This window comes from Rhizobium sp. GN54, assembly GCF_021026345.1.
GTDB lineage: Bacteria > Pseudomonadota > Alphaproteobacteria > Rhizobiales > Rhizobiaceae > Mycoplana.
Genome location: NZ_JAJNCZ010000001.1, coordinates 170,254 through 195,579 on the forward strand (window position 1 = coordinate 170,254; position 25,326 = coordinate 195,579).

The 25,326-nt window shown below is 66.4% G+C and carries 19 protein-coding genes; 8 read left to right on the forward strand and 11 right to left on the reverse strand.

Annotation, left to right across the window (positions count from 1 at the left end; genetic code table 11):
• Nucleotides 1-71: 71 nt before the first annotated feature.
• The 7 genes from mnhG to LQK81_RS00870 all read right to left on the reverse strand — a co-directional run bounded on the left by mnhG (nucleotide 72) and on the right by LQK81_RS00870 (nucleotide 7,154).
• Nucleotides 72-461 carry a monovalent cation/H(+) antiporter subunit G gene (gene mnhG / locus LQK81_RS00840; protein ID WP_230802779.1) on the reverse strand — a complete coding sequence of 130 codons (390 nt, stop codon included), beginning with the start codon at nucleotides 459-461 and terminating at the stop codon, nucleotides 72-74.
• Complete coding sequence (locus LQK81_RS00845) at nucleotides 458-739, reverse strand: K+/H+ antiporter subunit F (RefSeq protein WP_230802780.1); 282 nt, start codon at nucleotides 737-739, stop codon at nucleotides 458-460. Before LQK81_RS00845 ends, mnhG begins: the two co-directional genes overlap by 4 nt.
• Nucleotides 736-1,218 (reverse strand): Na+/H+ antiporter subunit E, encoded by a 483-nt coding sequence (locus tag LQK81_RS00850; protein ID WP_230802781.1) that lies wholly within the window; start codon nucleotides 1,216-1,218, stop codon nucleotides 736-738. Before LQK81_RS00850 ends, LQK81_RS00845 begins: the two co-directional genes overlap by 4 nt.
• The gene (locus LQK81_RS00855) at nucleotides 1,215-2,855 is read right to left on the reverse strand and encodes a monovalent cation/H+ antiporter subunit D (protein WP_230802782.1); all 1,641 of its coding nucleotides are present in this window, start codon (nucleotides 2,853-2,855) and stop codon (nucleotides 1,215-1,217) included. Before LQK81_RS00855 ends, LQK81_RS00850 begins: the two co-directional genes overlap by 4 nt.
• Nucleotides 2,852-3,190, reverse strand: coding sequence for a Na+/H+ antiporter subunit C (locus LQK81_RS00860; protein WP_230804367.1), 339 nt, complete (start codon nucleotides 3,188-3,190; stop codon nucleotides 2,852-2,854). Before LQK81_RS00860 ends, LQK81_RS00855 begins: the two co-directional genes overlap by 4 nt.
• Nucleotides 3,190-6,105 carry a monovalent cation/H+ antiporter subunit A gene (locus LQK81_RS00865; RefSeq protein ID WP_330166525.1) on the reverse strand — a complete coding sequence of 972 codons (2,916 nt, stop codon included), beginning with the start codon at nucleotides 6,103-6,105 and terminating at the stop codon, nucleotides 3,190-3,192. The genes LQK81_RS00860 and LQK81_RS00865 overlap by 1 nt, the downstream gene beginning before the upstream one ends.
• 224 nt (nucleotides 6,106-6,329) lie before the next feature.
• Nucleotides 6,330-7,154, reverse strand: coding sequence for a bifunctional allantoicase/(S)-ureidoglycine aminohydrolase (locus LQK81_RS00870; protein WP_230802784.1), 825 nt, complete (start codon nucleotides 7,152-7,154; stop codon nucleotides 6,330-6,332).
• 175 nt (nucleotides 7,155-7,329) lie between these two features.
• Between LQK81_RS00870 and xdhC the strand changes: the two genes are divergently transcribed.
• The 6 genes from xdhC to LQK81_RS00900 all read left to right on the forward strand — a co-directional run bounded on the left by xdhC (nucleotide 7,330) and on the right by LQK81_RS00900 (nucleotide 17,144).
• Nucleotides 7,330-8,193: a xanthine dehydrogenase accessory protein XdhC gene (gene xdhC, locus LQK81_RS00875; RefSeq protein ID WP_230802785.1), complete on the forward strand. Its 864-nt coding sequence runs from the start codon at nucleotides 7,330-7,332 to the stop codon at nucleotides 8,191-8,193.
• 121 nt (nucleotides 8,194-8,314) lie between these two features.
• Complete coding sequence (gene bcsN / locus LQK81_RS00880) at nucleotides 8,315-9,268, forward strand: cellulose biosynthesis protein BcsN (protein ID WP_230802786.1); 954 nt, start codon at nucleotides 8,315-8,317, stop codon at nucleotides 9,266-9,268.
• Nucleotides 9,269-9,351: 83 nt separating this feature from the next.
• Nucleotides 9,352-11,562: a UDP-forming cellulose synthase catalytic subunit gene (gene bcsA, locus LQK81_RS00885; RefSeq protein WP_230802787.1), complete on the forward strand. Its 2,211-nt coding sequence runs from the start codon at nucleotides 9,352-9,354 to the stop codon at nucleotides 11,560-11,562.
• Entirely contained in the window at nucleotides 11,559-13,916 is a 2,358-nt protein-coding gene (locus tag LQK81_RS00890; protein WP_230802788.1) for a cellulose biosynthesis cyclic di-GMP-binding regulatory protein BcsB, read from the forward strand. Before bcsA ends, LQK81_RS00890 begins: the two co-directional genes overlap by 4 nt.
• A gap of 151 nt (nucleotides 13,917-14,067) precedes the next feature.
• Entirely contained in the window at nucleotides 14,068-16,323 is a 2,256-nt protein-coding gene (locus LQK81_RS00895) for a cellulose synthase (RefSeq protein WP_230802789.1), read from the forward strand.
• A gap of 233 nt (nucleotides 16,324-16,556) precedes the next feature.
• The gene (locus tag LQK81_RS00900) at nucleotides 16,557-17,144 is read left to right on the forward strand and encodes a J domain-containing protein (RefSeq protein ID WP_230802790.1); all 588 of its coding nucleotides are present in this window, start codon (nucleotides 16,557-16,559) and stop codon (nucleotides 17,142-17,144) included.
• A 28-nt stretch (nucleotides 17,145-17,172) separates the two neighbouring features.
• Here LQK81_RS00900 and LQK81_RS00905 read toward each other — a convergent pair whose 3' ends face one another.
• From LQK81_RS00905 to LQK81_RS00915, 3 genes are all read right to left on the reverse strand, one after another.
• Nucleotides 17,173-18,714, reverse strand: coding sequence for a SpoVR family protein (locus LQK81_RS00905; RefSeq protein WP_230802791.1), 1,542 nt, complete (start codon nucleotides 18,712-18,714; stop codon nucleotides 17,173-17,175).
• Between the two features lie 11 nt (nucleotides 18,715-18,725).
• Nucleotides 18,726-20,039, reverse strand: a complete 1,314-nt coding sequence (locus tag LQK81_RS00910; protein ID WP_230802792.1) for a YeaH/YhbH family protein — start codon at nucleotides 20,037-20,039, stop codon at nucleotides 18,726-18,728.
• Between the two features lie 230 nt (nucleotides 20,040-20,269).
• Nucleotides 20,270-22,219, reverse strand: a complete 1,950-nt coding sequence (locus tag LQK81_RS00915; RefSeq protein ID WP_230802793.1) for a PrkA family serine protein kinase — start codon at nucleotides 22,217-22,219, stop codon at nucleotides 20,270-20,272.
• Nucleotides 22,220-22,707: 488 nt separating this feature from the next.
• Here LQK81_RS00915 and LQK81_RS00920 point away from each other — a divergent pair, with 488 nt between their 5' ends.
• Nucleotides 22,708-22,968, forward strand: coding sequence for a hypothetical protein (locus LQK81_RS00920; RefSeq protein WP_230802794.1), 261 nt, complete (start codon nucleotides 22,708-22,710; stop codon nucleotides 22,966-22,968).
• 275 nt (nucleotides 22,969-23,243) lie between these two features.
• The gene (locus LQK81_RS00925; RefSeq protein ID WP_230802795.1) at nucleotides 23,244-24,575 is read left to right on the forward strand and encodes an NAD(P)/FAD-dependent oxidoreductase; all 1,332 of its coding nucleotides are present in this window, start codon (nucleotides 23,244-23,246) and stop codon (nucleotides 24,573-24,575) included.
• A gap of 33 nt (nucleotides 24,576-24,608) precedes the next feature.
• Here LQK81_RS00925 and LQK81_RS26300 read toward each other — a convergent pair whose 3' ends face one another.
• A complete protein-coding gene (locus LQK81_RS26300; protein WP_230802796.1) occupies nucleotides 24,609-25,313 on the reverse strand; it encodes a Crp/Fnr family transcriptional regulator in 705 nt (234 codons plus the stop codon).
• Nucleotides 25,314-25,326: the final 13 nt, after the last annotated feature.

Here is a 25,326-nt window from a genome sequence, read left to right on the forward strand (position 1 = left end):
GGATAGCTTCGCGCAGCCCGGCGCGATAGCGCGACGGCAGAACCGCGTCAGCCGGAACGCTGGGCTGTCCGTCAGTCGACGGCCCCGGGCGCATCCTTTTCCAGATCCGTTCCCGCGGTCGCCCATGGCGGCACCTCGGGATTGGCTTCCGCGCGGTCACGGTGGAGGGCCGCCTGCGCGAGCAGCATCAGCGTGACCGGCGTGGTCACCGTGACGAAGATGCCGATCAGGATCTCCTGGAAGACCGGGCGGGCCTCGGTCACGGTGAAGAAGATCATTGACGCCATCACCACGCCGCCGGTCCCCCAGCTCGTGCCCAGCGTCGGCGCATGCAGGCGTTCGTAGAAGCTCTGCAGGCGCGTCAGCCCGATCGTGCCGATCAGCGCCAGCGCCGAACCGAGCAGGAGGAAGGCGGAGACGGCGATGGCCGCCCACAGCGGCAGGTCGGCGGCCTGGCTCATTCGATGACCTCCCCGCGCATCAGGAATTTCGCCAGCGCCACGGTAGCGACGAAGCCGAGCAGCCCGATGATCAGCGCCGCCTCGAAATAGATCGTCCTGCCGCTGCCGATGCCGAAGGTCAGAAGAAGCAGCATGGAGTTGACGTAGAGCGTGTCCAGCCCCAGCACCCGGTCCTGGGCGCGCGGCCCGCGGATCATGCGCAGCAGCGCCAGCGCCATAGCGAGCGACAGCATCACATGGGCGGCCGTCAGTGCGTAGTAAAGGATGATGGCGCTCATTCGAAGATCTCCATCAGCAGTCTTTCATAGCGGTTCTTGACGAGGTCGGTCCATTCCTGCTCGTCGACGAGATCGAGCACATGAATCAGCAGCGTGCCGTTGGAGGAATTGTACTCCAGCCAGGCCGTGCCGGGCGTGCTGGTCACGATCACGGCGAGGATGGCCAGCGCCGTCTGGTCCTTCAGGTCCAGATGGATCGTCAGGAAGCCGGAGCGTTGCCGTTGCCGCCGCCCGGCCACGATGATCGAGACGACGGCGATGTTCGATCGCACGATGTCGATGAGCACGATGCCGATGAGGTAGGGCAGGAGGTGCCAGCGGCGGATATGGGGCTTGTGCGGGCGGAGCGCCGCCATCCCCCAGGAGGCGAAGGTGGCGATGACGCTGCCAAGGAGGAGGTGACCGATGGTGAAGCTGTTCAGCGCCATCCACATCAGCACCAGCGACAGCGACAGGAGCGGGTAGGGAAGCACGCTCATGGCTGCACCTCCTGGCCGGGAGCGCCGACGCGCCGGGCGCCGGTCACGGCATCGACATAGTGGTGCGTGGCGCCGAGCGCTTCGGTCGTGGCATCCATGTAGCGCATCACCGGGCCGGCCTGGACGGTGAGGAGCATGGTGGCGAACAGCAGGAGCAGCACCGGCGCCATCTCGATCACCAGCACGCGCGGCGCCGTGCCCTCCATCGATGCCCAGAAGGTGCGGATGCCGGTACGCGTCATGGCGATCAGGGCGGACAGCCCCGACAGGATGATCAGGAACACGACGAACCAGATATAGGCCGGCACCGGGGCGGCGCTGTCGCCACCGGCAGGGTTCAGCATCGCCGACAGCATCGCGAATTTCGCGACGAAGCCGGACAGCGGCGGCAGGCCCGCAAGCAGGATGCCGCAGGCCGCAAAGCAGATGCCGAGCATGGCCATGGTCCCGGGCATGGCGAAGCCGCCGCCGCCCTCTTCCTCCTCGTCGTCCGCATCGGCGTCGCCATAGGCCTCCATGGTCACGGCGAGCACGCTGGCGCCGGCGTCCTGGCCGCGCTCGACGAGTTCGATCAGCATGAAGAAGGCGCTGATCGTCAGCGTCGAACTGACGAGATAGAACAGCGCGCCGGTGGTGATCCCGCCGCTGCTCATGCCGATGGCGGTCAGCATCGTGCCGGAGGAGACGAGCACGGAGAAGCCGGCAAGCCGTCCCAGCGCCTGCGAGGCGAGCACGCCGATCGCGCCGAAGGTGATGGTGGCGAGCCCCCCGATCAGGAGGATGTGCAGTCCAAAGCCGGACGACGGCGTTCCCTCGCCGAAGACCAGAAGGGTGAGCCGAAGGATGACGTAGATGCCGACCTTGCTCATGATGGCGAAGATGCCGGCGACAGGCGCCGAGGCGGCCGTATAGGCGGGAGGTAGCCAGAAATTCAGTGGCCACATGCCGGCCTTGATCAGGAAGGCGACCCCGAGAATCCCGGCGCCGGCCTCGAGCAGCATCCGCTGTTCCGCACCCACGGTGGCCACGCGCTCGGCAAGGTCGGCCATGTTCAGCGTGCCCGTCACCCCGTAGATGAGGCTGACCCCGATTAGGAAGAGGAGTGCTGCGGCCAGGTTGACGGCGATGTAGTGAAGCCCGGCCTTGACGCGCTGCAGCCCGGAGCCGTGCAGAAGCAGGCCATAGGATGCGGCGAGCATCACCTCGAAGAAGACAAACAGGTTGAACAGGTCGCCGGTTAGGAAAGCGCCATTCAGCCCCATCAGCAGGAACTGGAACAGGCTGTGGAAATGGGCGCCGGCCGTGTGCCAGCGCGCCATCGCGAAGATCAGCGCCGGAACCGCCAGCGTCGCCGTCAGCACCAGCATCAGCGCCGAGAGGCGGTCGACCACGAGCACGATGCCGAAGGGGGCGGCCCAGTTGCCGAGCAGGTAGACGCCCTGCCGGGCGGCCTCGGGTCCGTCGATGCGGTCGGCGAAGCGGAACAGCGCGACCGCCACGGCGAAGATCAGCAGCGACGAGGCGAGGCCGATCATTGCCTTCAGGGTGCGCTGGCGCTCGTCGAACAGGAGCAGTGCCGCGCCCGTGACGAGCGGGATCAGGATCGGCGCGACGATGAGATGATGGGCCAGGTTCATTGCGACTGCTCTCGACCGTCGACGTGGTCGGTGCCGGTCAGCCCGCGCGAGGCGAGCAGCACCACGAGGAAGAGCGCGGTGGTGGCGAAACCGATCACGATCGCCGTCAGCACCAGCGCCTGCGGCACGGGGTCCGTGTAGGCGGAAACCGGCACGCCGTCGGTGAGGATGGCTGGCGCGTTCACCTTCAATCCGCCCACGCCGAAGATGAAGAGGTTGACGGCATAGGACAGGAGCGACAGGCCGATGATGACCTGGTAGGTGCGCGGGCGCAGGATCAGCCACACGCCCGAACCCGTCATGATACCGATGCCGAGCGAGAGAATGAGTTCCATCATGCGTCCTCCGGTTTCGGCGGGGTCTTGACCCGATAGGTACGGATCGACTGGTGGGCGATCGCAATCAGGATCAGCACGGTCGCGCCCACGACCAGGACGAACACGCCGAGGTCGAACAGCAGTGCCGTGGCGGCCGGGACCTTACCGATCAGGGGCAGCGTCAGGTATTGCGAATGCGATGTGAGGAACGGGTAGCCGAGGAACCACGATCCGGCGCCCGTCGCCACCGCCACCAGCAGCCCGAGGCTGATCCAGCGCAGCGGCAGGATTCTCAGCCGGTCTTCCGCCCAGCGCGTGCCGCCGCCGAGATACTGCAGCAGGAAGGCGATCGCCATGGTGATGCCCGCGGCAAAGCCGCCGCCGGGCAGGTCATGGCCGCGCATGAACAGGAAGATGGCGAAGGTGATGATGACCGGGAACAGCCATTGCATGACCACGGACGGCACGAGCAGGTAGTCGCGCACGGTGTCGCCCTCCTGCCGCTCCGGCTGGTCGTGGTCGTAGGCGTTCTGGATCCGCTGCTGTTCGGGCACCTCGATGCTCTCCACCGCCGGACGGAAGCGGCGGAGCAGCGCGAAGACCGTGAGCGCCACGATGCCGAGGACGGCGATCTCGCCCATGGTGTCGAAGCCGCGGAAATCGACCAGGATGACGTTGACGACGTTGCGGCCGCCGCCTTCCGTATAGGCGTGCTCCAGGAAGTAGTTGGCGATGGTATCGGGCACCGGCAGCGTCATCACCGCATAGGCGAGGATCGACATGCCGACGCCGCAGGTGGCGGCGATGGCGAAGTCGCGCAGGCGCCTGATCCGTGCGGTGAAGCTGGTGCTGTCGTCGACCTTCCCCAGCCGCTTGGGCAGCCAGCGCAGCCCGAGGAGCAGGAGCACGGTGGTGACGATCTCCACCAGCAACTGGGTGATTGCGAGATCGGGTGCCGAAAGCCAGGCGAAGGTCACGCAGGTGACGATGCCGGCGCCGCCGATCATCAAAAGCGCGGCGAGCCGGTGGTATTTGGCGACGACGGCGGCGCTCAGCGCCGAAAGCATGCCGATCGCCCAGAGCATCGCGAAGGCCGGGTCCACTCCGGTCAAGGGCGGCAGCTTCGCCTCGAAACCGGAGAAATAGAGCGGCACGAAGGCGGCCAGGAAGCTGATCCCGGCCACCAGCCGCAACTGCGGCTGCAGCCGCCGCGTGCCGAGGTTCGCCTCGAGCCAGCGTGCCCATTTCCACGAGACGGTCACGAGGATGCGCTCGAAGATGCGCTGTCCGCGCAGGTGCCGGAAGATCGGCGGGCCGTCCTCGGCATGGGCGAGATAGCGATGCAGCGCGAAATAGAGGATGGTGCCGCCGATCATCGCGATCACGCTCATGACGAGCGGCAGGTTGACGCCGTGCCAGACGTGCAGGCTGTATTGCGGCGTATCGGATCCGAGCACCGAGATCACCGCCGTACCGAGGAACGGGCCGATCGACAGGCTCGGCACGATGCCGACGATCAGGCAGGCGAAGACCAGGAACTCGACCGGGAAGCGCATCCAGCGCGGCGGCTCGTGCGGATGCGGATTGGGAATGTCGGTCGGCGGTGGCCCGAAGAAGACCGTATGGATGAAGCGGATCGAATAGGCGACGCTGAAGGCGCCGGCGAGCGTGGCGAGATAGGGCAGCGCCCGGTCCAGGATCGAATCCGCATGCGTTTCCACCGCCTCGGCGAAGAACATCTCCTTCGACAGAAACCCGTTCAGGAGCGGCACGCCCGCCATCGCCGCACAGGCCACCATGGCAAGCGTGGCGGTGTAGGGCATGAAACGGAACAGCCCGGACAGCTTCTGCATGTCGCGGGTGCCGGTCTCGTGGTCGATGATGCCGGCCGCCATGAAGAGCGACGCCTTGAAGGTGGCGTGGTTGACCATGTGGAAGATTGCGGCGACCGCCGCCAGCGGGCTGCCGAGGCTGAGCATGGTGGTGATCAGCCCGAGATGGCTGATCGTCGAATAGGCGAGCAGCCCCTTCAGGTCGCGCTGGAAGATGGCGAAGTAGGCGCCGAGCACTAGGGTGGAGATCCCGGCTATGCCGACCAGCCAGAACCATTCGAACGTGCCCGAAAGCGCCGGCCAGAGCCGGACGAGCAGGAACACCCCGGCCTTCACCATGGTGGCCGAATGCAGGTAAGCCGAGACGGGAGTGGGCGCCGCCATCGCGTTCGGCAGCCAGAAATGGAAGGGAAACTGCGCGCTCTTCGTCAGTGCTCCCATCAGGATGAGGACCAGCGCCGGCAGGTAGAGCGAATGCTGCTGGATCACCTCGCCCGCTGCCAGGATCTCGTCAAGATCATAGCTGCCGACGATATGGCCGAGCAGAAGGAAACCGATCAGCAGGCAGAACCCGCCGATGCCGGTGATCGTCAGCGCCATGCGCGCGCCGTCGCGGGCATTGGCGTTGTGATACCAGTAGCCGATCAGCAGGAAGGAGAAGATGCTGGTCAGCTCCCAGAAGATCGCCAGCAGGATGATGTTGCCGGACAGCACGATGCCGAGCATCGCCCCCATGAAGGCGAGCAGGAACGAAAAGAAGCGCGGGATCGGATCCTCGGCCGACATGTAGTAGCGGGCATAGACGACCACGAGGAAGCCGATGCCGGTCACCAGCATGGTGAAGAGCCAGGCGAAGCCGTCCAGCCGCAACGTGAAATTCAGCCCGAGTTCGGGCAGCCACGCTATCTCGAACCGGACGATCTTTCCGTTCGTCACCGAAGGATAGTAGAACGCCGTGAGGATCGTGGCGGCAAGCGCGACGCCGCCTGCGAGCCAGGCGGGAAGCGTTCGGGCGGCGGTACGCCAAAGCAGGGCAGTCACGATGCTGCCGACAAAGGGAAGAAATAAGAGAAGAAGCAGAAATTTTTCAGGCATCAGCAAACATATCGAATCGAATCGGAACCTCTTCGTGAGAATGGGATAGCGTGTAGCGCAGACCGCGTTCCAATGCCCGCAATGCGCTGTAAAATTATATTTACCGATCAAGGCGCTCGTTGCAATCGGCGCACGCGGCAAATCGGTCGCCGCGGCCCGTTTTTTCCGGCCCTGCGCGAAAGCGGCCACATCCTGCCCGTTTGCGGCGGGTGCCGGCCGGCGACGCCGTCCTACAGGGAGAGTTTCATGTGCCGGTTCACGTCCTTGTAGAGCAGGTAGCGGAAGCTGCCCGGACCACCCGCATAGCAGGCCTGCGGACAGAATGCGCGCAGCCACATGAAGTCGCCGGCCTCGACCTCGACCCAGTCCTGGTTCAGCCGGTAGACCGCCTTGCCTTCCAGCACGTAGAGCCCGTGCTCCATCACATGCGTCTCGGCAAAGGGGATCACCGCGCCGGGCTCCAGCGTCACGATCGTGACGTGCATGTCGTGGCGCAGGTCGGACGGGTCCACGAAGCGCGTCGTCGCCCACTTGCCGTCCGTGTGCGCCATCGGCGCCGGCGCGATGTCCTTTTCGTTGAGGAACAGTGCCTCGGGCACGTCCAGCCCGTCGACCTTCTCATAGGCCTTGCGGATCCAGTGGAAACGGGCCGGCTCCGATCCCTTGTTGAAAAGGCGCCAGCCGCTGGACGGCGGCAGGTAGGCATAGCCGCCGGGAGAAAGCACGTGGCTCTTTCCGCCGAGTTCGACCGTCGCCTCGCCCTCCATCACGAACAGGACACCCTCGGCCGCAGGGTCCGTCTCCGGCCGCTCGCTGCCGCCGCCGGGGGCGACTTCCATGATGTATTGCGAGAACGTCTCGGCAAAGCCGGAGAGCGGGCGTGCCAGTACCCAAAGCCGGGTATCGTTCCAGAACGGCAGGTAGCTCGTGACGATGTCCATCATCACACCTTTGGGGATGAAGGCATAGGCCTCGGTGAAGACCGCGCGGCCGGTCAGCAACTGCGTCTGCAGGGGCGCGCCGCCCTTCGGCGCGACATAGGTTCTATCGGTCATGCTCGTCTCCCTGCGGATGCGGTCTGCACATGGTGGTCCTATCGATCGATAGCGCATGCGGGACGAAATTGCAGCGCCTTGTTGTCCCCGATCGCACTTGCGCACTATCATCGTCGTGCACTATCGCCGGCTCATCGGCCCAAAGCGCCCGGCCGGCGGGACGAGGATCTTTTCAATGCCTGTCGCCCGCGACGATCTCCGCGCCTTCCTGCAAGCCGAGCCCGGCTGCATGCTGGTCGAAATCGCGGCAGTGGACGGCTCGACGCCGCGCGAGGCCGGCGCCTGGATGCTGGTGTCGCAGCGCGGCAGCTTCTCCACAATCGGCGGCGGCCGACTGGAGTTCATGGCGATCGACCACGCCCGCCGTGCCCTGCGGCAGCGGCAGGCAGCCGGGCCGCTGTCCATTCCGCTCGGACCCGAGATCGGCCAGTGCTGCGGTGGCCGCGTCGGCCTCGCCTTCGAAAGGGTCACGCCCGCACTGGCCGCACGCCTGATCGAGCGTTGCGAGCGCGAGATCGCAGCACGGCCCTGCGTCCATCTCTTCGGCGCCGGGCATGTGGGCAACGCGCTGGCGCTTGCGCTCTCGCTCGCCCCGGTCCGCACCATCCTTCTGGACGGCCGCGCCGAAGAGCTGGCCGCCGCCCGGGTCCCCGGAGTCGAGACCCGCCTGACGGCCATGCCCGAGGCGGTCGTTCGCGAGGCCCCCGCCGGCAGCGCCTTCGTCGTCCTGACGCACGACCATGCGCTCGACTTCCTCATCGCCGCCGAGGCGCTGCGGCGGGACGATGCGGCCTATGTCGGCATGATCGGCTCGAAGACGAAGCGCGCGACCTTCAGAACCTGGCTCACCCGCGAGGTCGGCCATCCGGAGCTCGCCGGGCGTCTCGTCTGTCCGATCGGCGGCAGCGGCCTCGACGACAAGCGCCCGGCGGTGATCGCGGCCCTTGCGACAGCCGAGATCCTGACGGCCGTGCTGGCCCTGCAGGCGCGCGCCCGCGCCGCTCCCGGCAGGCGTCCCGCCGTCCGTTCCATGGATTGACGCAGCGCCCGGCAAGGGCCGGCTTTCTGTCTTTGCCGGCCGCCCCGCAGGTTTATCAGCCTTTCCTTGTGATCTATACACGGGAGCATGGAAACGCGGAACTGATTCGGGAGCGTTGCTCTTGCCAACGGCTTGCGGCGTAAGACAATTCTGGCCGAAGACCGGCATCGCCGCGCTGGCCGCCGCAGCCCTCGTTGCCGGGTGCGCGGCGCGCGATGGCGTGCGCCTTCCCGCCGCCAACCGTATCGTTGCCGAGAGCGAAGCGCTGATCGTGCCTGCGGCCGGCGGCCCGGCCGTCGTCGACGTGGTCCAGCGCAACTACGCCAACGCCGTGGAGCAGAAGGTCTCCCTCTTCACTTCGTCTGCCATTCCCGGCCAGAACTACCTCAGCATCCAGATGTTCGGACCGATGGATGCGGCGCTGGACGGCGAGAACAGGCTGGGCTTCCGCCCAGTGCATGCCGGCAAGCTGTCCGCGGAGATGCGCCAGCAGATCCCGGGCGTTGCGATGAAGACCTCGCAGCTCTACCTGCAGAACCACTACGGCCCGTTCGGCTATGCCTACGGGCGCAGCGCGGCCGGCGATTCCTGCCTCTACGGCTGGCAGCAGCTGCGCGCCCGCGACAACGAGCGCACCCTCTTCCAGAACCGCGGCAACATCCAGATCCGCGCGCGCCTGTGCGCCAGCGACGCCGACGAACGCGAACTGCTGGCAATCATGTACGGCTACACCATCAACGGGACGTTCGAGCCGCAGGGCTGGAACCCCTATGGCCCGCCGCGTCCGGCGGATCCGGCGATCGGCGAGGATTCCAGTCCGATCGTGCCCGGCGCGTCCGAGCTTTCGACGCGCGCTGCCCGCCCGGTCGCAAGCCCCCCGAGGGTGCGGCGTGTTGCCGTCGAGCGTGCTGAAACGGACGCCGCAGACGGCGAAGGCGGGCCATCGCCGCGCCCGGCGGTGGTCGTTCCTTCTCCGGCGGCCGTTCCTTCCTCTGCGACGGGCGCGCGAACCGCGGAACCCGGCGCAACGGTCGTCGTGCCGGCGCCGGGTTGCGTCGACGCCGCCTGCAATTGAGCCCGCGAAATTCCCGCCGGCTAATTTTTCGTTAACGGGAAGCGGCTAATTCTAGGTTATTGCCCGCGCACGAAGGAATGGGAATGAACAGGATCGGCACCGTCGCAGTCTGGGCAGTGGTCACGCTGTGCGTCCTCACCCTGATCACCCTGCCGATCAACATGCAGACGCAACTGATCGCCAGCATCACGATCGTGGCGCTCATGGCGCTCATCAAGATCCTGAAGGGCGAGGGCATCTGGCGCCTCGTCGCGCTGGCGCTCGGCACCGCGATCATCCTGCGCTACGTCTACTGGCGCTCCACCAGCACGCTGCCGCCGATAAGCCAGCTCGAGAATTTCATCCCCGGTTTCCTGCTCTATCTGGCGGAGATGTACAGCGTCGGCATGCTCGCGCTCAGCCTCTTCGTCGTCTCCATGCCGCTTCCGCCGCGCACCGGCCGCACCAGCGAAGTCAAATCCCTTCCCAGGGTCGACGTCTTCGTGCCGAGCTACAACGAGGACGAGGCGCTGCTGGCCAACACGCTCGCCGCGGCCAAGGCGATGGACTATCCGGCCGACAGGCTGCAGGTCTGGCTTCTCGACGACGGCAGCACCGAGCAGAAACGGAACTCGCACAAGGTGCTGGAGGCGCAGGCCGCCCTTGCCCGCCACGACACGCTGCGCCGGCTCTGCGAGGAACTTGGCGTGCGCTATCTCACCCGCGCCCGCAACGAGCACGCCAAGGCCGGCAATCTCAATAACGGCCTCGCCCATTCGGACGGCGAACTCGTCGCCGTGTTCGATGCCGACCATGCGCCGGCGCGCGATTTCCTGCGCGAGACCGTCGGCTATTTCGACGACGACCCGAAGCTCTTCCTCGTCCAGACGCCGCATTTCTTCCTCAACCCGGACCCGCTGGAACGCAACCTCAGGACCTTCGAGAAGATGCCGAGCGAGAACGAGATGTTCTACGGCATCATCCAGCGCGGGCTCGACAAGTGGAACGCCGCCTTCTTCTGCGGCTCGGCCGCGGTCCTCAGCCGCCGGGCGCTGAAGGAGACGGACGGCTTCAGCGGCGTCTCGATCACCGAGGACTGCGAGACTGCGATCGCGCTGCATGCGCGCGGCTGGAACAGCGTCTATGTCGACAAGCCGCTGATTGCCGGCCTGCAGCCGGCCACGTTTGCGAGCTTCATCGGCCAGCGCAGCCGCTGGGCCCAGGGCATGATCCAGATCCTGCGGTTCCGCTTTCCGCTGTTCAAGCGCGGCCTGTCGATCCCCCAGCGCCTCTGCTACATGTCGTCGACGCTCTTCTGGTTCTTCCCGTTCCCGCGGACGATGTTTCTGATCGCGCCGCTGTTTTACCTCTTCTTCGACCTGCAGATCTTCACCGCGTCGGGTGGCGAGTTCCTCGGCTACACGCTGGCCTACATGCTGGTGAACATGATGATGCAGAACTATCTCTACGGCACCTTCCGGTGGCCCTGGATTTCCGAGCTCTACGAATATGTGCAGAGCGTGCATCTGTTGCCGGCGGTGGTCTCGGTGATCCTCAACCCGCGCAAGCCGACCTTCAAGGTGACCGCCAAGGACGAATCGGTTCTCGTCAGCCGCCTGTCGGAGATCAGCCGGCCGTTCTTCGTCATCTTCACGGTGCTGTTCATCGCCCTCCTGGTCAGCGTCTATCGCTTCTATGCCGAGCCCTACAAGGCCGACGTGACGTTGGTGGTGGGCGGCTGGAACCTGCTCAACCTGATCATCGCCGGCTGCGCGCTCGGCGTCGTCTCCGAGCGTGGCGAGAAGTCCGCGAGCCGGCGCGTCCGGGTCAGCCGCCGGTGCGATTTCGTGACGGACGGCCACAGCTTTCCGGCAACGATCGAGAATGTCTCGGCGAACGGCGCACGGGTGCAGGTCTACGGCATCGACCGCCAGAACGTCGGCTTCGACATGGATGCGGTGATCCGTTTCGTGCCCTATGGCGGCGACGAGCCGGAGGAACTGCCGGTGCAGGTCCGCAACGTCGAGGGCCATGGCGACCTGACGGCGATCGGCTGCCGCTTCACGCCCTGCGTTGCGCGCCACCACAGCCTCGTCGCCGACCTCATCTTCGCGAATTCCAACCAGTGGAGCGATTTCCAGCTCGCCCGGCGCGGCAATCCGGGCATCCTGTTCGGAACGCTGTGGTTCCTGCGCGTGGCGCTCTACCAGACGAGCCGCGGCCTCGTTTATCTGCTCCGGAGCGCCAAGCCCGGGGCAAGAGTGGCCAAGGCGGGAGAGGCCGGGCCGGGCGTCGCCGGCGAGGCCACGCGATGAGGGCCGTCCTTGCCGCGGCGCTGATCGCCTCCAGCACCCTTTCGGCGCCGCTATACGCGCAGCAGCCATTCGACATGAGTGGCGAGCGTTCGCCGGACGCGACCGGCGCCCCGCCGCAACCGCCACCGGCGCCGGCGGAAAGCCCCGAGGCACCACCGGCAGCCCCGGAGGCGAGCCCCGGCGGCCCCCTGCCGCAGCCCGCGGGCGCGACCACGGGGCAGCGGATGTTCGTCATCCCGTCCGACCGCCTCAGCCTTGCCGGCGAAACTGCCAATCGCGAATGGACCGTCTATCTCACCCCCGAGCAGGCCGAGGCGGCCTCGAAACTGAACTTCGGCTACCGCAACAGCATCTATGTGGCCCCCGAGGCCTCGACGCTGTCGGTCTTCGTCAACGACACCCTGATCGGCGAGGGGCCGATCCAGTCGCCCGGCGACGTGTCCGACAAAAGCTTCGAGATCCCCTACGGGCTGATGCGGCCGGGGACGAACAAGATCGGCTTCCGCGCCGCGCAGCGACACCGGACCGACTGCACCGTGCAGTCGACCTACGAGCTCTGGTCGGATGTCGTCCCCGAGCGGACATTCCTCGAATTCGACGCGGCCAAGATGACCGCGCAGCCGACCCTCGACGATATCCGCGCCGTCGGCGTCAACGCGCTCGGCCAGACCCGCTTCAACATCGTCGTGCCGAAACTGGAGCAGTCCGCGACGATGACCCCGCTTTTGCGGCTGTCGCAGGCGCTCGGCATGCTGGCGGCGATGCCGAACCAGGTGTTCGAGTTCTCGACCGGCCTTCCCGCGAAGGCCGAGGCCGGCGAACTGACCGTCGTCGTCGGGACCGCGGCCGAACTCGAGGTCATCCTGCCGAGGCTGCCCGACGGCGCGCGTTCGGGCGGCATCGCAGCCTTCATGGAGAACCCCGCCACCGGCGCGCCGATCCTGGTCCTGACCGGCCCGAGCTGGCAATCCGTCGAGAGCGTGGTGGACAACATCCTGGCGCCGGTGGACCGGCCGCCGGACGTGACCCGGGCGGTGCTGGCGACCCAGCGCTGGACCGGCATGAACACGCCGCTTCTGACCGGAAGCGCGCGCCTGCCGTTCTCGGCGCTGGGCCTGAAGTCGGCCGAGTTCAGCGGCCGCCGGTTCCGCACCGGTTTCCATGTCGGCATTCCCTCCGACTTCTACGGCGATGCCTATGGCGAGGCCCGCATCCTGCTCGATGCGGCCTATTCGCGCGATGTGCTGCCCGGCAGCCACATTGACGTCTACGTGAACGGCAGCATCGCCTCGACGGTGCCGATCACCCGGGCGGGCGGCGATGTCCTGCGCCATCATCCGATCCGCTTCACGATGCGTCATTTCCGCCCCGGCGCCAATCTGATCGAGATCGAGGCCGTGCTGCAGACCCGGGCCGACCAGATCTGCTCGCCTGGCACGACCGCCAGCAACGAGCCGCGCTTTGCCCTGTTCGACACCTCGGAGTTCCGTGTCGGCGATTTCGCCCGCATCGCCCAGCTTCCCAATCTCGCCGCCGTGGCCGGCACGGGATTTCCCTACGGTCGCGGCGGCGAGACCGTCGACCTGATCGTCGAGCGGACCGACAACCAGACGCTGTCGGCGACGGCCACGCTGCTCAGCCAGCTTTCCGTGATGGCCGGGCGGCCGATCCGCACCGTCCCCAAGGCGTCCGCCGCCGCCACGGGCGGCAACGCCATCTTTGTCGGCCAGATATCGCAGATCCCGCCGGTGGCCCTGGCGCAGACCCACCTCTCCGAAGAGGCCGCCAAGATCTGGGGCACCTCGGCGCAAAGCGCATCCGCCGACGCCAATACCGACATGCTCGACGAATGGCGCCAGAAGACCAGCAGCAGTTCCTGGCAGAAGCCGTTTGCGGCCGTCAGCGAATGGCTCGACCGGACGTTCGACATCTCACTGGGCTCGCTGCGGTTCCGGCCGGGCGAAGAGGCGATGTTCGTGCCGCCCGATACCGCCAACGTGGTGATGGCGCAGGGCATCGGTCCGTCCGGCGGCGGCGCCTGGCTCGTGCTCACCGCGCCGACGCCCGAAAAGCTGCAGAGCGGCGCCGCCACGCTGACCCGCAATGCGAACTGGGAGCGTCTCTCCGGCTCGCTGACGCTCTTCGGCATCGGCGATACCCCCATGGAATCGCGGCCGGTGACCCGCGTCGACTTCCTGCCGACGCAGCCGTTCTCCTTCTGGAACTACCGGCTGATCGCCGCAAACTGGCTGTCGACCAACATTCTCTCCTATGCGGTGCTGCTGGCCTGCCTGTCCGTCTTGCTGGGGCTCGTCACCTTCTCGCTGCTCGGCCGTTTCGGAAAGGGCAGATAGGCGTGGGGACGGGGCCGTCTTTACCGATCGTTAACCATAGTCTGGCTTTGTCGATATCTCGCCTGCCGGTGGAATCGCGCGCCGCCGGCACGCGAAACGTCGCGGGGGCAGGGCCCCGTCGCGGACGCCCCAGGTGGAGACCGGCATCACGATGAGATCCGTAGTTCTGGCGATCGCATGTGTGGGAGCGGCGGCAAGCAGCGTCGTCGGCGTGCTGAGGCCGGAGATCCATCTGTTCGACCAGGCCATCGACAGGATGAACCAGACCGCTTCGGTGGTCCCGGACGGTTCCGCGGCGACCGGATCGTCGCGTACCGGCAGGGTCGGAGAAACACAGCTGGCCCGGCATCAGCCGCAGGAGCGATCCCGGCCGCAGGCACCGGCGGCACAGCCGGTCATGCATGCACAGGCCCAGGATCAGACCCAGAACCAGGCACAGGCCCCGCAGCAACCGGCACCTGCGCCCGGCCCGTCCGCGCCCGTCGTCGATGAGAGCGCCCTTCGCTATTTCGCCAGCAAGGGCGATACCGCCCGCCTCCAGGCCGAGATCGCCCGGCTCCGCGCGCTCTATCCGAACTGGACGCCGCCGCGTGACCCGCTGGCCGTGCCGCAGAACGCCGACGAACAACTGGAACGGATGTGGCAGCTCTATTCCGAGGCGCGCTATGCCGACGTCCGCACCGCCATCGCCGACCGGCAGGCGGGCGAACCCGGCTGGACGCCGCCGGCCGACCTTTTGGACCGGCTCGCCATCGCCGAGCGGCGCAGCCGGCTGATCGCGGCATCGGATGCCAAGCGGTTTGCCGAGGTGGTCGGCCTCGCCGCGGACACGCCGAGCCTCTTGACCTGCAGCGACGTCGATATCCTCTGGCGCGTGGCCGAGGCCTTCGCGGGAACCGACCGCACGATGCGCGCCCGCGATGCCTATGCCTACGTGCTGCGCAATTGCGCCAACCAGCCCGAGCGCATCGCGACCATCCAGAAGGCCGCCGCCCTGCTCGACTACGCCGACATGCAGGAACTGCTCGGTTTCGAGAAGACCCTTCCCGACGGCACGCGCGAATTCGAGAGCATCCGCGACGATCTCGCCCGCCGGTTCGTCGCGGCCGGCGACGAGGACGGAAAGCTCGCCGTCGCCGTGCCCTACATCCAGCGCGTCGAACGGCTGGTGGAGCGCGAGGGCCTTTCCTCGGATGCGCTGCTGCTCGGCTGGTATGCGCTGCGGCGAGACGACATGCCGACGGCCGAGCGCTGGTTCCGCAAGGCGCGCGGTATCGAGGACACGGCCTCCGCCTCGCAGGGCCTGGCGCTGGCGCTGATCGACCGGAAGATGCCGCTGGAAGCCGAAGAGGTCATGCATCGCTGGTACGACACCTCCGACGAGACGAAGGCCACCTATCTCGCCGCCGTCGCCAACACGCTTGCCCTCGATCCGCCGGTGGCCATCACGGCCGACGTGCTCCAGCGGATGGCGGCTGCGACGTTGAAGGAGAAAGATCCGGCCAGCGCCCAGCAGTTCGGCTGGTATGCGCTCGCCTTCGACCAGCCGAAGACGGCGGAGCAATGGTTCCTGTCGGCGCTGAACTGGAAGGAGGACGACGAGCCCTCCGCCTATGGCCTCGCCGTCGCCCGTCTGAGGCTGCGGGACCTGACGGGTATGCGCGCCGTGCAGGCGCTGTGGCAGGGCCGCTCGGAGCGCATCGCGCGCGTGAGCGAGCAGGAACCGCGGACACGGGACGGTCGCGCCGAAGGGAGCGCGGCCCGGCCGCAGGCGGCGGCGACCGGCGAGCCGCAAGGCGCGGCCCATGATGCGGCGGTGACCTATGTTCGCCCCTCCGGCGAGGAGCGCGCGGTTCGCCGCGACCGCCAATCCGCGCGTGCCCGTACCGTCGCCGGCTGCAGGACGACCCTCGACCCGCAGACGCTGCCGCCCGCCACGGCCCTTGCGCGCGGCTGGTGCCTGATGGACCTGAACCGCCCGCTCGAGGCCGCCGCCGCCTTCGACGCGGCACTGCGCACGACGGTGCCGGACGTGCGGCGCGATGCGGCCTACGGCCAGAGCCTCGCCTATATCCGCGCCGGTCTCTTCAGGGAGGCCGCCATCGCCGCGACCAGGGCGAAGCAGCCGCGCGAACGCGCGGTGGAACTGCAGGCGGCCATCCTGTCGAACCGCGCCGTCGCCGCCTTCGACGCCGGCCGCTTCCGCGAGACCATCCTCTTCCTCGACCAGTTGGCGCAGTTGCGCACCGAGCGCGCCGATCTCATGGTCCTGCGCGGCTATGCCTACAAGGGCCTGAACCGCACGGGCGATGCGCGGCGGATCTTCGAGGCACTTGCCGCGACCGGCCAGCGCGACGCCGTTCGCGCGCTCGGCGACATGCGCGATCAGGGCATGCGCCCCCACTGAGACCAACCCGCACTGATATCGACCGATTGCAGATTCCGTGGATGGGCGTGCGATTGTCGCGCTCCCCCGGTCGTGAGAACATAGGAATGTCGGATTTCGGCTATGATTCTCGCCGCCGATACAAGACGGCGCAAGGAAGTGGGCATGACGCCTTCTGCGGGGTTGAGGCGGGCGCCGCCAGCCTTTAGGAGAGGGCCGGTTCTTCATCGAACTTGCCGAAGACGGGTGAAACTGTGATCGATCCCTATGACATCATCGGTGTCGCGCGCGACGCCAACACGGCCTCCATCAAGGCCGCCTATCGCCGCCGCGCCAAGACCGCCCATCCCGATTCCGGCGGCGACGTCGATACCTTCGCGCGGCTGAAGGCGGCATACGAACTCCTGCTCGATCCCGTCCGCCGCAAGGTCTATGACGACACCGGCTACGATCCCGAGCTCGCCGATACCAAGGACCTCAAGGGCCTGATGGTGCTGGAGAAGCTGATCAACGAGGTGATCCTCGACGAGCGTGAGCCCGGCAGCTTCGACCCGATCGCCACCATCCGGCGCAAGCTGACGAACGAGATCGTCAATGCGCGCTTCCACATCATGGAGATGGAGCGCCACCGCGCCCGCATCCGCAACCACATGGACCGCGTCGGCAAGCGCCCGTCCACGGACGTATTCGGCAGCATGCTGCGCGCTCGCAGCGAGGCGATCGCCGATGCGATCGAGAAGGCCGAGGCGCAGATCAAGGACATCGAGCAGGCCTACGGCATGCTGGACGGCTATTCCTACGACGTCGAGGTCGAGATCGAGACGCGCAACGCCGCCGAATAGCCGGAACGCGCCGGCCGCCCCAGCTAATTTACAGCATGTCGCCGTCCGTGGAGCATTCGTAGAGCTCCTCTCCGCTTTCGGCATCCACGCCCACGAGGCTGACGTCGTAGCCCCAGAGGTGGCGGATGTGGCGTAGCGTTGCATCGCGGCTGGCCTCCTCCAGCAGCACGCCGTTCTTGACGTTGTGCTGCAGCCGGAGCTGCCGGTCGCCGAGGAGGTCCACGTCGACCACCTGGATGTCCTGCTGGTTCGCGCCGATGTCGTAGTTGCGGGCAAGCGCCGCGCGGACGGCCTGATAGCCGCGCTCATTGTGGATCGAGGCGACCTCGAGATAGTTGTCGCCGGAGCTGTCGGTCAGCAAAAACAGCCGGAACTTTCGGATCAGCGCCGGGCTCAGATATTGCAGGATGAAGGATTCGTCGCGGTGGTTCGCCCAGGCGTCGAGAAGCGTCGCGCGCCAGTCGCCGTTGCCGGCGATCTCGGGGAACCAGTCCCGGTCCTCCGCGGTCGGCTCCGTGCAGATCCGCTGGATGTCCTGCATCATCGCGAACCCCAGCGCATAGGGGTTCATGCCGTGGTAGCGGGGATCGTCGAAGCCGGGCTGGAACACCACGTTGGCGTGGCTGTGCAGCACCTCCAGCATCGTGCCTTCGCTGACAAGGTCCTTCTCGAACATCCGGTTCATGATCGTATGGTGCGTGAAGGTGGCGCAGCCCTCGTTCATGACCTTGGTCTGCCGCTGCGGATAGAAGTACTGCGCGATCACGCGCACGATGCGCAGGAGCTCCCGCTGCCAGGGCTCCAGGATCAGGCTCGTCTTCTCCAGGAAGTAGAGCAGGTTCTCTTCCGGCAGGTTCAGCGCCTTCTTGCGCTCCGAGGCGTCGCGCTCGGCTTCCGCCCTCTCTTTCGGTGATCCCGACGTCGGCAGCGTGCGCCACAGGTCGTTGAAGGTCTGCTCCTCGTATTCCAGCCGCTCGCGTGCCCGCTCGCGTTCCTTTTCCGAGGACAGCCGCGGCGGCCGGCGATAGCGGAACACGCCCTGGTCCATGATCGCATGGGCCGAATCCAGGATCGCCTCGACGGCGGCCGTCCCGTGCCGTTCCTCGCACCGGGTGATGTATTTCTTGGCGAACTCCATGTAGCTCAGGATCGCACTGGCGTCGGTCCATTGCCGGAACAGGTAGTTGTTCTTGAAGAAGTGGTTGTGGCCGAAGGCGGCATGGGCAGTCACCAGCGCCTGCATCGCCATCGTGTTCTCCTCCATCAGGTAGACGATGCAGGGATTGGAGTTGATCACCAGCTCGTAGGCAAGCCCGCGGCGGCCCTTGCGGTAGAGGTGGTCCTCGAACACGAAGCGCTTGCCGAACGACCAGTGCTGGTACATCAGCGGCATGCCGACGGACGAATAGGCGTCCAGCATCTGCTCCGACGAGATGATCTCCATCTGGTTCGGATAGATGTCGAGCTTCAGTTCGCCGAGCGCAATCTCCTCGATCGCGTCATAGGTCCTCGACAGCGTGTCGAAGTTCCAGTCGGACCCGTCGAACAGCAGCTTGCCGGAGCTCTTCATGACGGTTCCTTCTACTTGCGCGGCTGGCGCAGCGTCGGCTGCTTGGCGAAGAGCTTGCGGAAGACCGGGTAGATGTCGCCGGGCTTGGCGATGCGGGTCATCTGGAAATTCGGCCAGTCGCCGTCGACCGTCCGGTAGGCGCGCCAGAGCGAAGTGCCGTTGTCGGTGCGGGCGAAGATCTCGCTTTCGCGTTCGTCGATGATCTCCACATAGGCGTAGTACTGGCAGTATTTCATCACCGTCGACAAAAGCGCCACGCAGCGGTCGGAATCGCCGGAGATGTTGTCGCCGTCGGAAGCCTGGGCGGCATAGATGTTCCACTCGCTCGCCGGATAGCGCGCCTCGATTACCCGCAGCATCTCCTCCAGCGCGGTCGAGACCATCGTGCCGCCGCTCTGGGTCGAGTAGAAGAAGGTCTCCTCGTCGACTTCGCGGGCCTCGTCGGTGTGGCGGATGAAGACGATCTCGATGCGCTCGTAGCGGCGCCTGAGGAACATGTGCAGCAGCACGAAGAAGCGCTTGGCCAGGTCCTTCTCGCGTTCGCCCATCGAGGCGGAGACGTCCATCAGGCAGAACATCACCGCGCTCGCATTCGGAAGCGGCTGCTGCTCGAAGCGGTTGAAGCGGATGTCGACCGTATCGATGAAGGGGACGCGGCGGCGGCGGCGCTCCAGCCAGTCCAGCTCAGCCTGCAGCATGGCGAGCCGTTCCTTGTCCTTCGGCCCCGGCCTGGCCTTCTTCTCCAGTTCCGCGATTTCGGCTGCGAGCGCGTCGACCTCGGCCTGCTTCGGCCTTCTCAGCGCGATGCGCCGGCCATGGCTGTTGCGCATGGTCTTGCCGACGTTGATGTTGGTCGGCGATCCCGTCACCGCATAGCCCGCGCGCCGCGGCTTGAACGTCAGCGTCTCCTTGAGCGAGAGCTTGACCATGTCGGGCAGTTCGAGGTCCTCGAAGAACAGGTCCAGTACCTCGTCCTGCGACAGCGAGAACTGGAAGTCGTCCTCGTCCTCGCCCGTGCCGGCGCCGCCCTTGCCGCCGGCGCCGCCCTGCGGCTTGCGCAGCCGGTCGCCCGGCGAGAACTCGCGGTTGCCGGGAAGCACCCGCTCCCGGTCGCCGGTGTCGCCGGCCGGCTGGAAGGTCGGCTCGCCCACCCCGCGCGTCGGCATCGAGACGTTCTGCCCGCCGCCGACATCGGCGATCCCGATCGACTTCACCTGCTCCTTGACGGCACGCTTCAGTTCCTCGCGCGCCCGTTTCAGGAAGCGCTGCCGGTTGCCGATGCTCTTGTCCTTCGGATTCAGACGCCGGTCGATGAAATTCGGCATGCCTCAGCGCCCCGGATGATGGTTGTCATTCATGCTGCTGCCATCGCACAGTGGACCGCCATTTCAGGCAATTTATGGCGGGCTGGGAGGGAGGTGCCTGCCCGGCCCCGATGCTGCGACGGCCATCTGCGCCGGCGAGGATTGCCGCCATCTCCGAGGTCCCTCCGGGTGGAGTGCATACCGGTCGCGGGCAGGGGATGACATGCACCCCCGGACCGCTCGCTGAAGCGTCAGCCGGCCTTGTTGACGCGCATGTACCAGTCGACCAGCCGGCGGACCTGCCGCTTGGTATAGCCGCGCTCGATCATGCGGCTGATGAATTCGGCATGCTGCTTCTCGGTGGCGCTGTCCTTCTTCGAACCGAAGCTGATCACCGGCAGGAGATCCTCCACCTGGCCGAACATCCGCTTCTCGATCACCTCGCGAAGCTTCTCGTAGCTGGTCCAGGACGGGTTGCGGCCGCTGTTCTTCGCCCGTGCCCTGAGCGTGAACTTCACCACCTCGTTGCGGAAATCCTTCGGGTTGGCGATGCCGGCGGGCTTTTCGATCTGCGACAGCTCGCTGTCGAGGATCTGCCGGTTGAGGATCTGGCCGGTGTCGGGATCCTTGAAGTCCTGGTCCTCCAGCCATGCATCGGCATAGGCGATGTAGCGGTCGAACAGGTTCTGGCCGTACTCGCTGTAGGATTCCAGATAGGCCTTCTGGATCTCGTGGCCGATGAACTCGGCATAGCGGCTGGCAAGCTCGGAGCGGATGAAGTCGAGATAGGCGGCCTCGGTCTCCTTGGGATATTGCTCGCGCCGGATCGCCTGCTCGAGGATGTACATCAGGTGCACCGGATCGGCGGCCACTTCCTTCGTGTCGTAGTTGAAGGTTTCCGACAGCACCTTGAAGGCGAAGCGGGTGCTGACCCCGGTCATGCCCTCGTCGACGCCGGCGGCGTCGCGGTACTCCTGCACGGACTTCGCCTTGGGATCGACGTCCTTCAGGTTCTCGCCGTCATAGACCCGCATCTTCGTGTAGAGCGAGGAATTCTCGTGCACGGCAAGCCTTGTCGAGACGGTGAAGCGGCTGAGCGTTTCCAGCACTTCCGGCGCGCACGGGTTCTTGGCGAGCTCGCTTTCGCGCAGGAGCTTCTCGTAGATCTGCCGTTCCTCGGTGACGCGCAGGCAGTAGGGCACCTTGACCACGAGGATGCGGTCGAGGAAGGCCTCGTTGTTCTTGTTGTTCTTGAACTGCAGCCACTCGGATTCGTTGGAGTGCGCCAGCACGATGCCCTGATAGGGGAAGGCGCCGAAGTTCTCCGTGCCGTTGTAGTTGCCTTCCTGGGTCGCGGTCAGCAGCGGATGCAGCACCTTGATCGGCGCCTTGAACATCTCGACGAATTCGAGCAGGCCCTGCGTCGTCCGGTTCAGGCCGCCGGAGTAGGAATAGGCGTCCGGATCGGCCTGGCTGTAGTTTTCCAGCTGGCGGATGTCCACCTTGCCGACCAGCGAGGAGACGTCCTGGTTGTTCTCGTCGCCCGGTTCGGTCTTGGCGATCGCGATCTGGCGCAGCCGCGACGGCAGCATCTTGACGACGCTGAACTTGGAGATGTCGCCGCCGACCTCGTCGAGCCGCTTGGCGGCCCAGGGCGAGATCAGCCCGGTGAGGCGCCGCCGGCCGATGCCGTACTTGTCTTCCAGGAGGTCGGCCATGCGCTCGGGATGGAACAGGCCGAGCGGGCTTTCGAAGATGGGGCTGACCTTGCCGTCCACCATCAGCGTGTAGATCGGCTTCACTTCCATCAGCTTCTTCAGCCGTTCGGCGAGCGAAGACTTGCCGCCGCCGACCGGGCCGAGCAGGTAGAGAATCTGCTTGCGTTCCTCCAGCCCCTGCGCCGCATAGCGGAAGTAGCCGACGATCCGCTCGATCGTGTCCTCCATGCCGTAGAATTCGGAGAACGCCGGATAGATCTTGATGGTGCGGTTGGAGTAGATGCGCCCGAGCCGTTCGTCGGCGCTGGTATCGATCAGGGTAGGCTCGCCGATTGCTTCCACCATCCGCTCCTGGGCGGTGGCGTACATGCTTTTGTCATCTCTGCACGCTAGGAGATATTCCTGAAGAGACATCTCCTCGCGCGCAGTGCTTGAGTAGATCTCCGAGAACAGATTGAAGACGTCGGATTCACCCCTTTGCATGTTTGTCTCCCGAGACAACCGGCTGAAGTCGGATGGAATCAATGCCTGTGGAATCATTATACAGGAAAACGGATTTCATGGATGAATGTTCCTTTCACATAATTGGCATTCCGGGTGAATTGTGTGATCGGAGGTCGCAGGGACCAAGGCGTCCGTCTCGTCGGAGGCGAAGCTTTTCTGGCAGCCAGGGTTCTTGAGCAGAGACTCAGTGCGAACGGCCATGAAGAGTATTGAACACGTCTTTTCGGACCTTGCCAACAGCGTCGGATAGATTGATTCGGCCTGCGACATTTATGCGCACTCCGGCTCCGTGCATCGTCCGGGCATGACCCCGCCGGCGCGCGCGCCGGCACCCTGAAGTCCCCCCTGACAGCCACTCTCTCCGCTCCGCCTCCATCTGCATGTCCGCCGCCGCCCGGCGTTGAAAAAACGGGCGGAACCATTGCTGCAACATGCCGTTGACCTAGCGATGCAAGGAGACAAGGCAGATGCATGAAAAATCGAATCAGAACGAGGTGGAGCGGCGGTCGCTGGCGGTGGAGAGCGCCCTGGTCAATCTCATCGGCGACCTTGCCATGCGCGGCGTCGTGTCCGCCGACGAGGCGGAGAGCGTGCTCGCGACGATCGCCGGCAGCTCAGAACGCTCGGCCGCCCGGGCCGCGGGCGTCCGCACGCTCGTGGAACAGTTGCGCAAGCTGCGCCGCAACGACGGCCTTTCCGCCCCCGGGGCGCCGTCGTTCAAGGCCTGACCCCAAGGCCTGAAGGCGGAACCTGGGGCACATGGCAATGACAGAAGCATGGCCGGGCCGGGCCGGGCCATCTCGCCATGCAGGGCTTGCGGTCCTGCAACGTTTCTTGCCGGGGTTTCCCGCTCCGGCGCGCGGCCGCGAGCGTTCATGCCCCGTCCCCGCGCCTTCTCGCCGTCACAGTCACCCCGCCATCGCAGCTTGACATCGCGCCCTGACTGCGGGACGAGCGACCATCGCCTTCCCATCCGCAAGCCTGCCCGGAGAACCTCCCCAACATGCCCGGTCCCTATGTCGTGCCCGTCCACGGTGATCCCGAACTGCCGAAGGAGGTCGATGTCGTCGTGATCGGCGGCGGCATCATCGGCGCCTCGACGGCGCTGGAGCTTTCCGAGCGGGGCCTGCGCGTCGCCCTGTGCGAGAAGGGCGGGATCGCGCAGGAACAGTCGAGCCGTAACTGGGGCTGGGTCCGGATCGCCTGCCGCGACCCGCGCGAGGTGCCGCTGATGGCGCAATCGCTGCAGATCTGGGACACGCTCGACCGGCGCACCGGTCGCGACACCGGCTTCAAGCGCGCCGGCATCATCTTCACCTCCTCGACCGAGCAGGAATTTGCCGACCACAGCCGCTGGATCAACAACCTCGATGGCTATGACATCGAGGCGCGCATGCTGGGCGGCGCCGAGTTCAGCGCGATGTATCCGGGCACGACGATGAAGCTGAAGGGCGCGCTCTATACGCCGACCGATGCCCGCGCCGAGCCGCAGAAGGCGGCCCCCGCCATCGCCGAGGCGGCGAGGGCGAGCGGGGCTGCCATCCTCACCGAATGCGCGGTGCGCGGCATCGAGACGGCTGCGGGCGCGGTCTGCGGCGTCGTCACCGAGCGCGGCGCCATCGCCTGCAGGGCGGTCGTGCTCGCCGGCGGCGCCTGGTCCAGCCTGTTCGCCGGCACGCTCGGCATCCACCTGCCGCAGCTGAAAGTTCTGAACTCCGTCATTCGGACCAGGCCGCTGGAAGGCGCGCCCGAACAGACGATGTGGGCCACCGGCTTCGCCTTCCGCAAGCGCCAGGACGGCGGCTACACGGTCGCCTCCGGCCACGAGAACATCGTCGACATCGTGCCGAAGTCCTTCCGTTTCGCCCGCGATTTCATCCCTGCCCTGAAGAAGGAATGGCGCTCCCTGAAGTTCCGCGCCGGCTGGCGCTTCTTCGACGAGGCGCGGATCGCAAACGGCTGGGCGCTGGACGAGCCGAGCCCGTTCGAATATTGCCGCGTCCTCGATCCGGTGCCGTCGCGGAAGATGGCGGACAACGCGCTCGCCAACCTGCGGCGCGCCTTTCCGGTGTTCGACCGGGCGCAGGTCGCGCAGCGCTGGGGCGGCATGATCGACGTCACCCCCGATGCGGTGCCGGTGATCTCCGCCGTCGACAAGATCCCCGGCTTCCACATCGCCACCGGCTTTTCCGGCCACGGCTTCGGCATCGGCCCGGGCGCGGGGCGGCTGATAGCCGACCTCGTCACCGGCGACACCCCGATCGTGGACCCGAGGGATTTCCGCCTGTCGCGCTTCACCGACGGCTCGAAGATAGAGCTGGTCAGCGGCTTCTGATCGCGCAGCGCCCGCAGGCCCGCACCGCCGCCGTCACGCCTCGATGGCGCGCCGCATCCGGTCGTAGCAGCAGCAACTGCGCCCGTGCAGGAGATGGCGGTTGCGCACGGTCAGGCGGCCGCGGTTGTAGGCGATGGCGCCGGCATTCATCAGGTCGGTGCAGACGGCGTTGACCGTCGCCCGCCGCAGCGCCAGCAGTTGCGACACGGCCTCCTGGGTGATGTGGAACTCGTCGCCCGCCATCCGGTCGTGCGCCTGCAGCAGCCACCGCGAGACGCGCTGCTCGGCCGTGTGCCGGCTGTTGCAGGCAGCCTGTTCCATCAGTTGCTCGATGAAGGCGCGGACATAGCCGTACATCGCCGCCCGCATCCCCTCGAACCGGTGAAGCGCCTGCTCGAATTCGGCCACCGCGATCCACAGCGCCCGGCCGGGCACCTGCACGACGGAGCGGCCGAGCGCCTTGCCGCCGCCGAGCACCACGGCCAGCCCGAGCGCACCCTCGCATCCGAGCGAGGCCTTCTCCACATGCCTGCCGCTGGCGATGTCGGTGACGTAGGATATCACCCCCTCCAGCGGGAAGACGATATGGGTCAGCGGCGCGCCGTCGTCGAAAACGGTATCGCCCGCAAGTATCGGGCGTATGTCGCCCCGTTCAAGCAGGAAATCGCGAACGTCCGGCCGCAATGAGGCAAGGACGCGATTGCCCGCAAAGGTGGTCGTGTTGTCTTCTTCAGTCACGGATGGCCCCAGC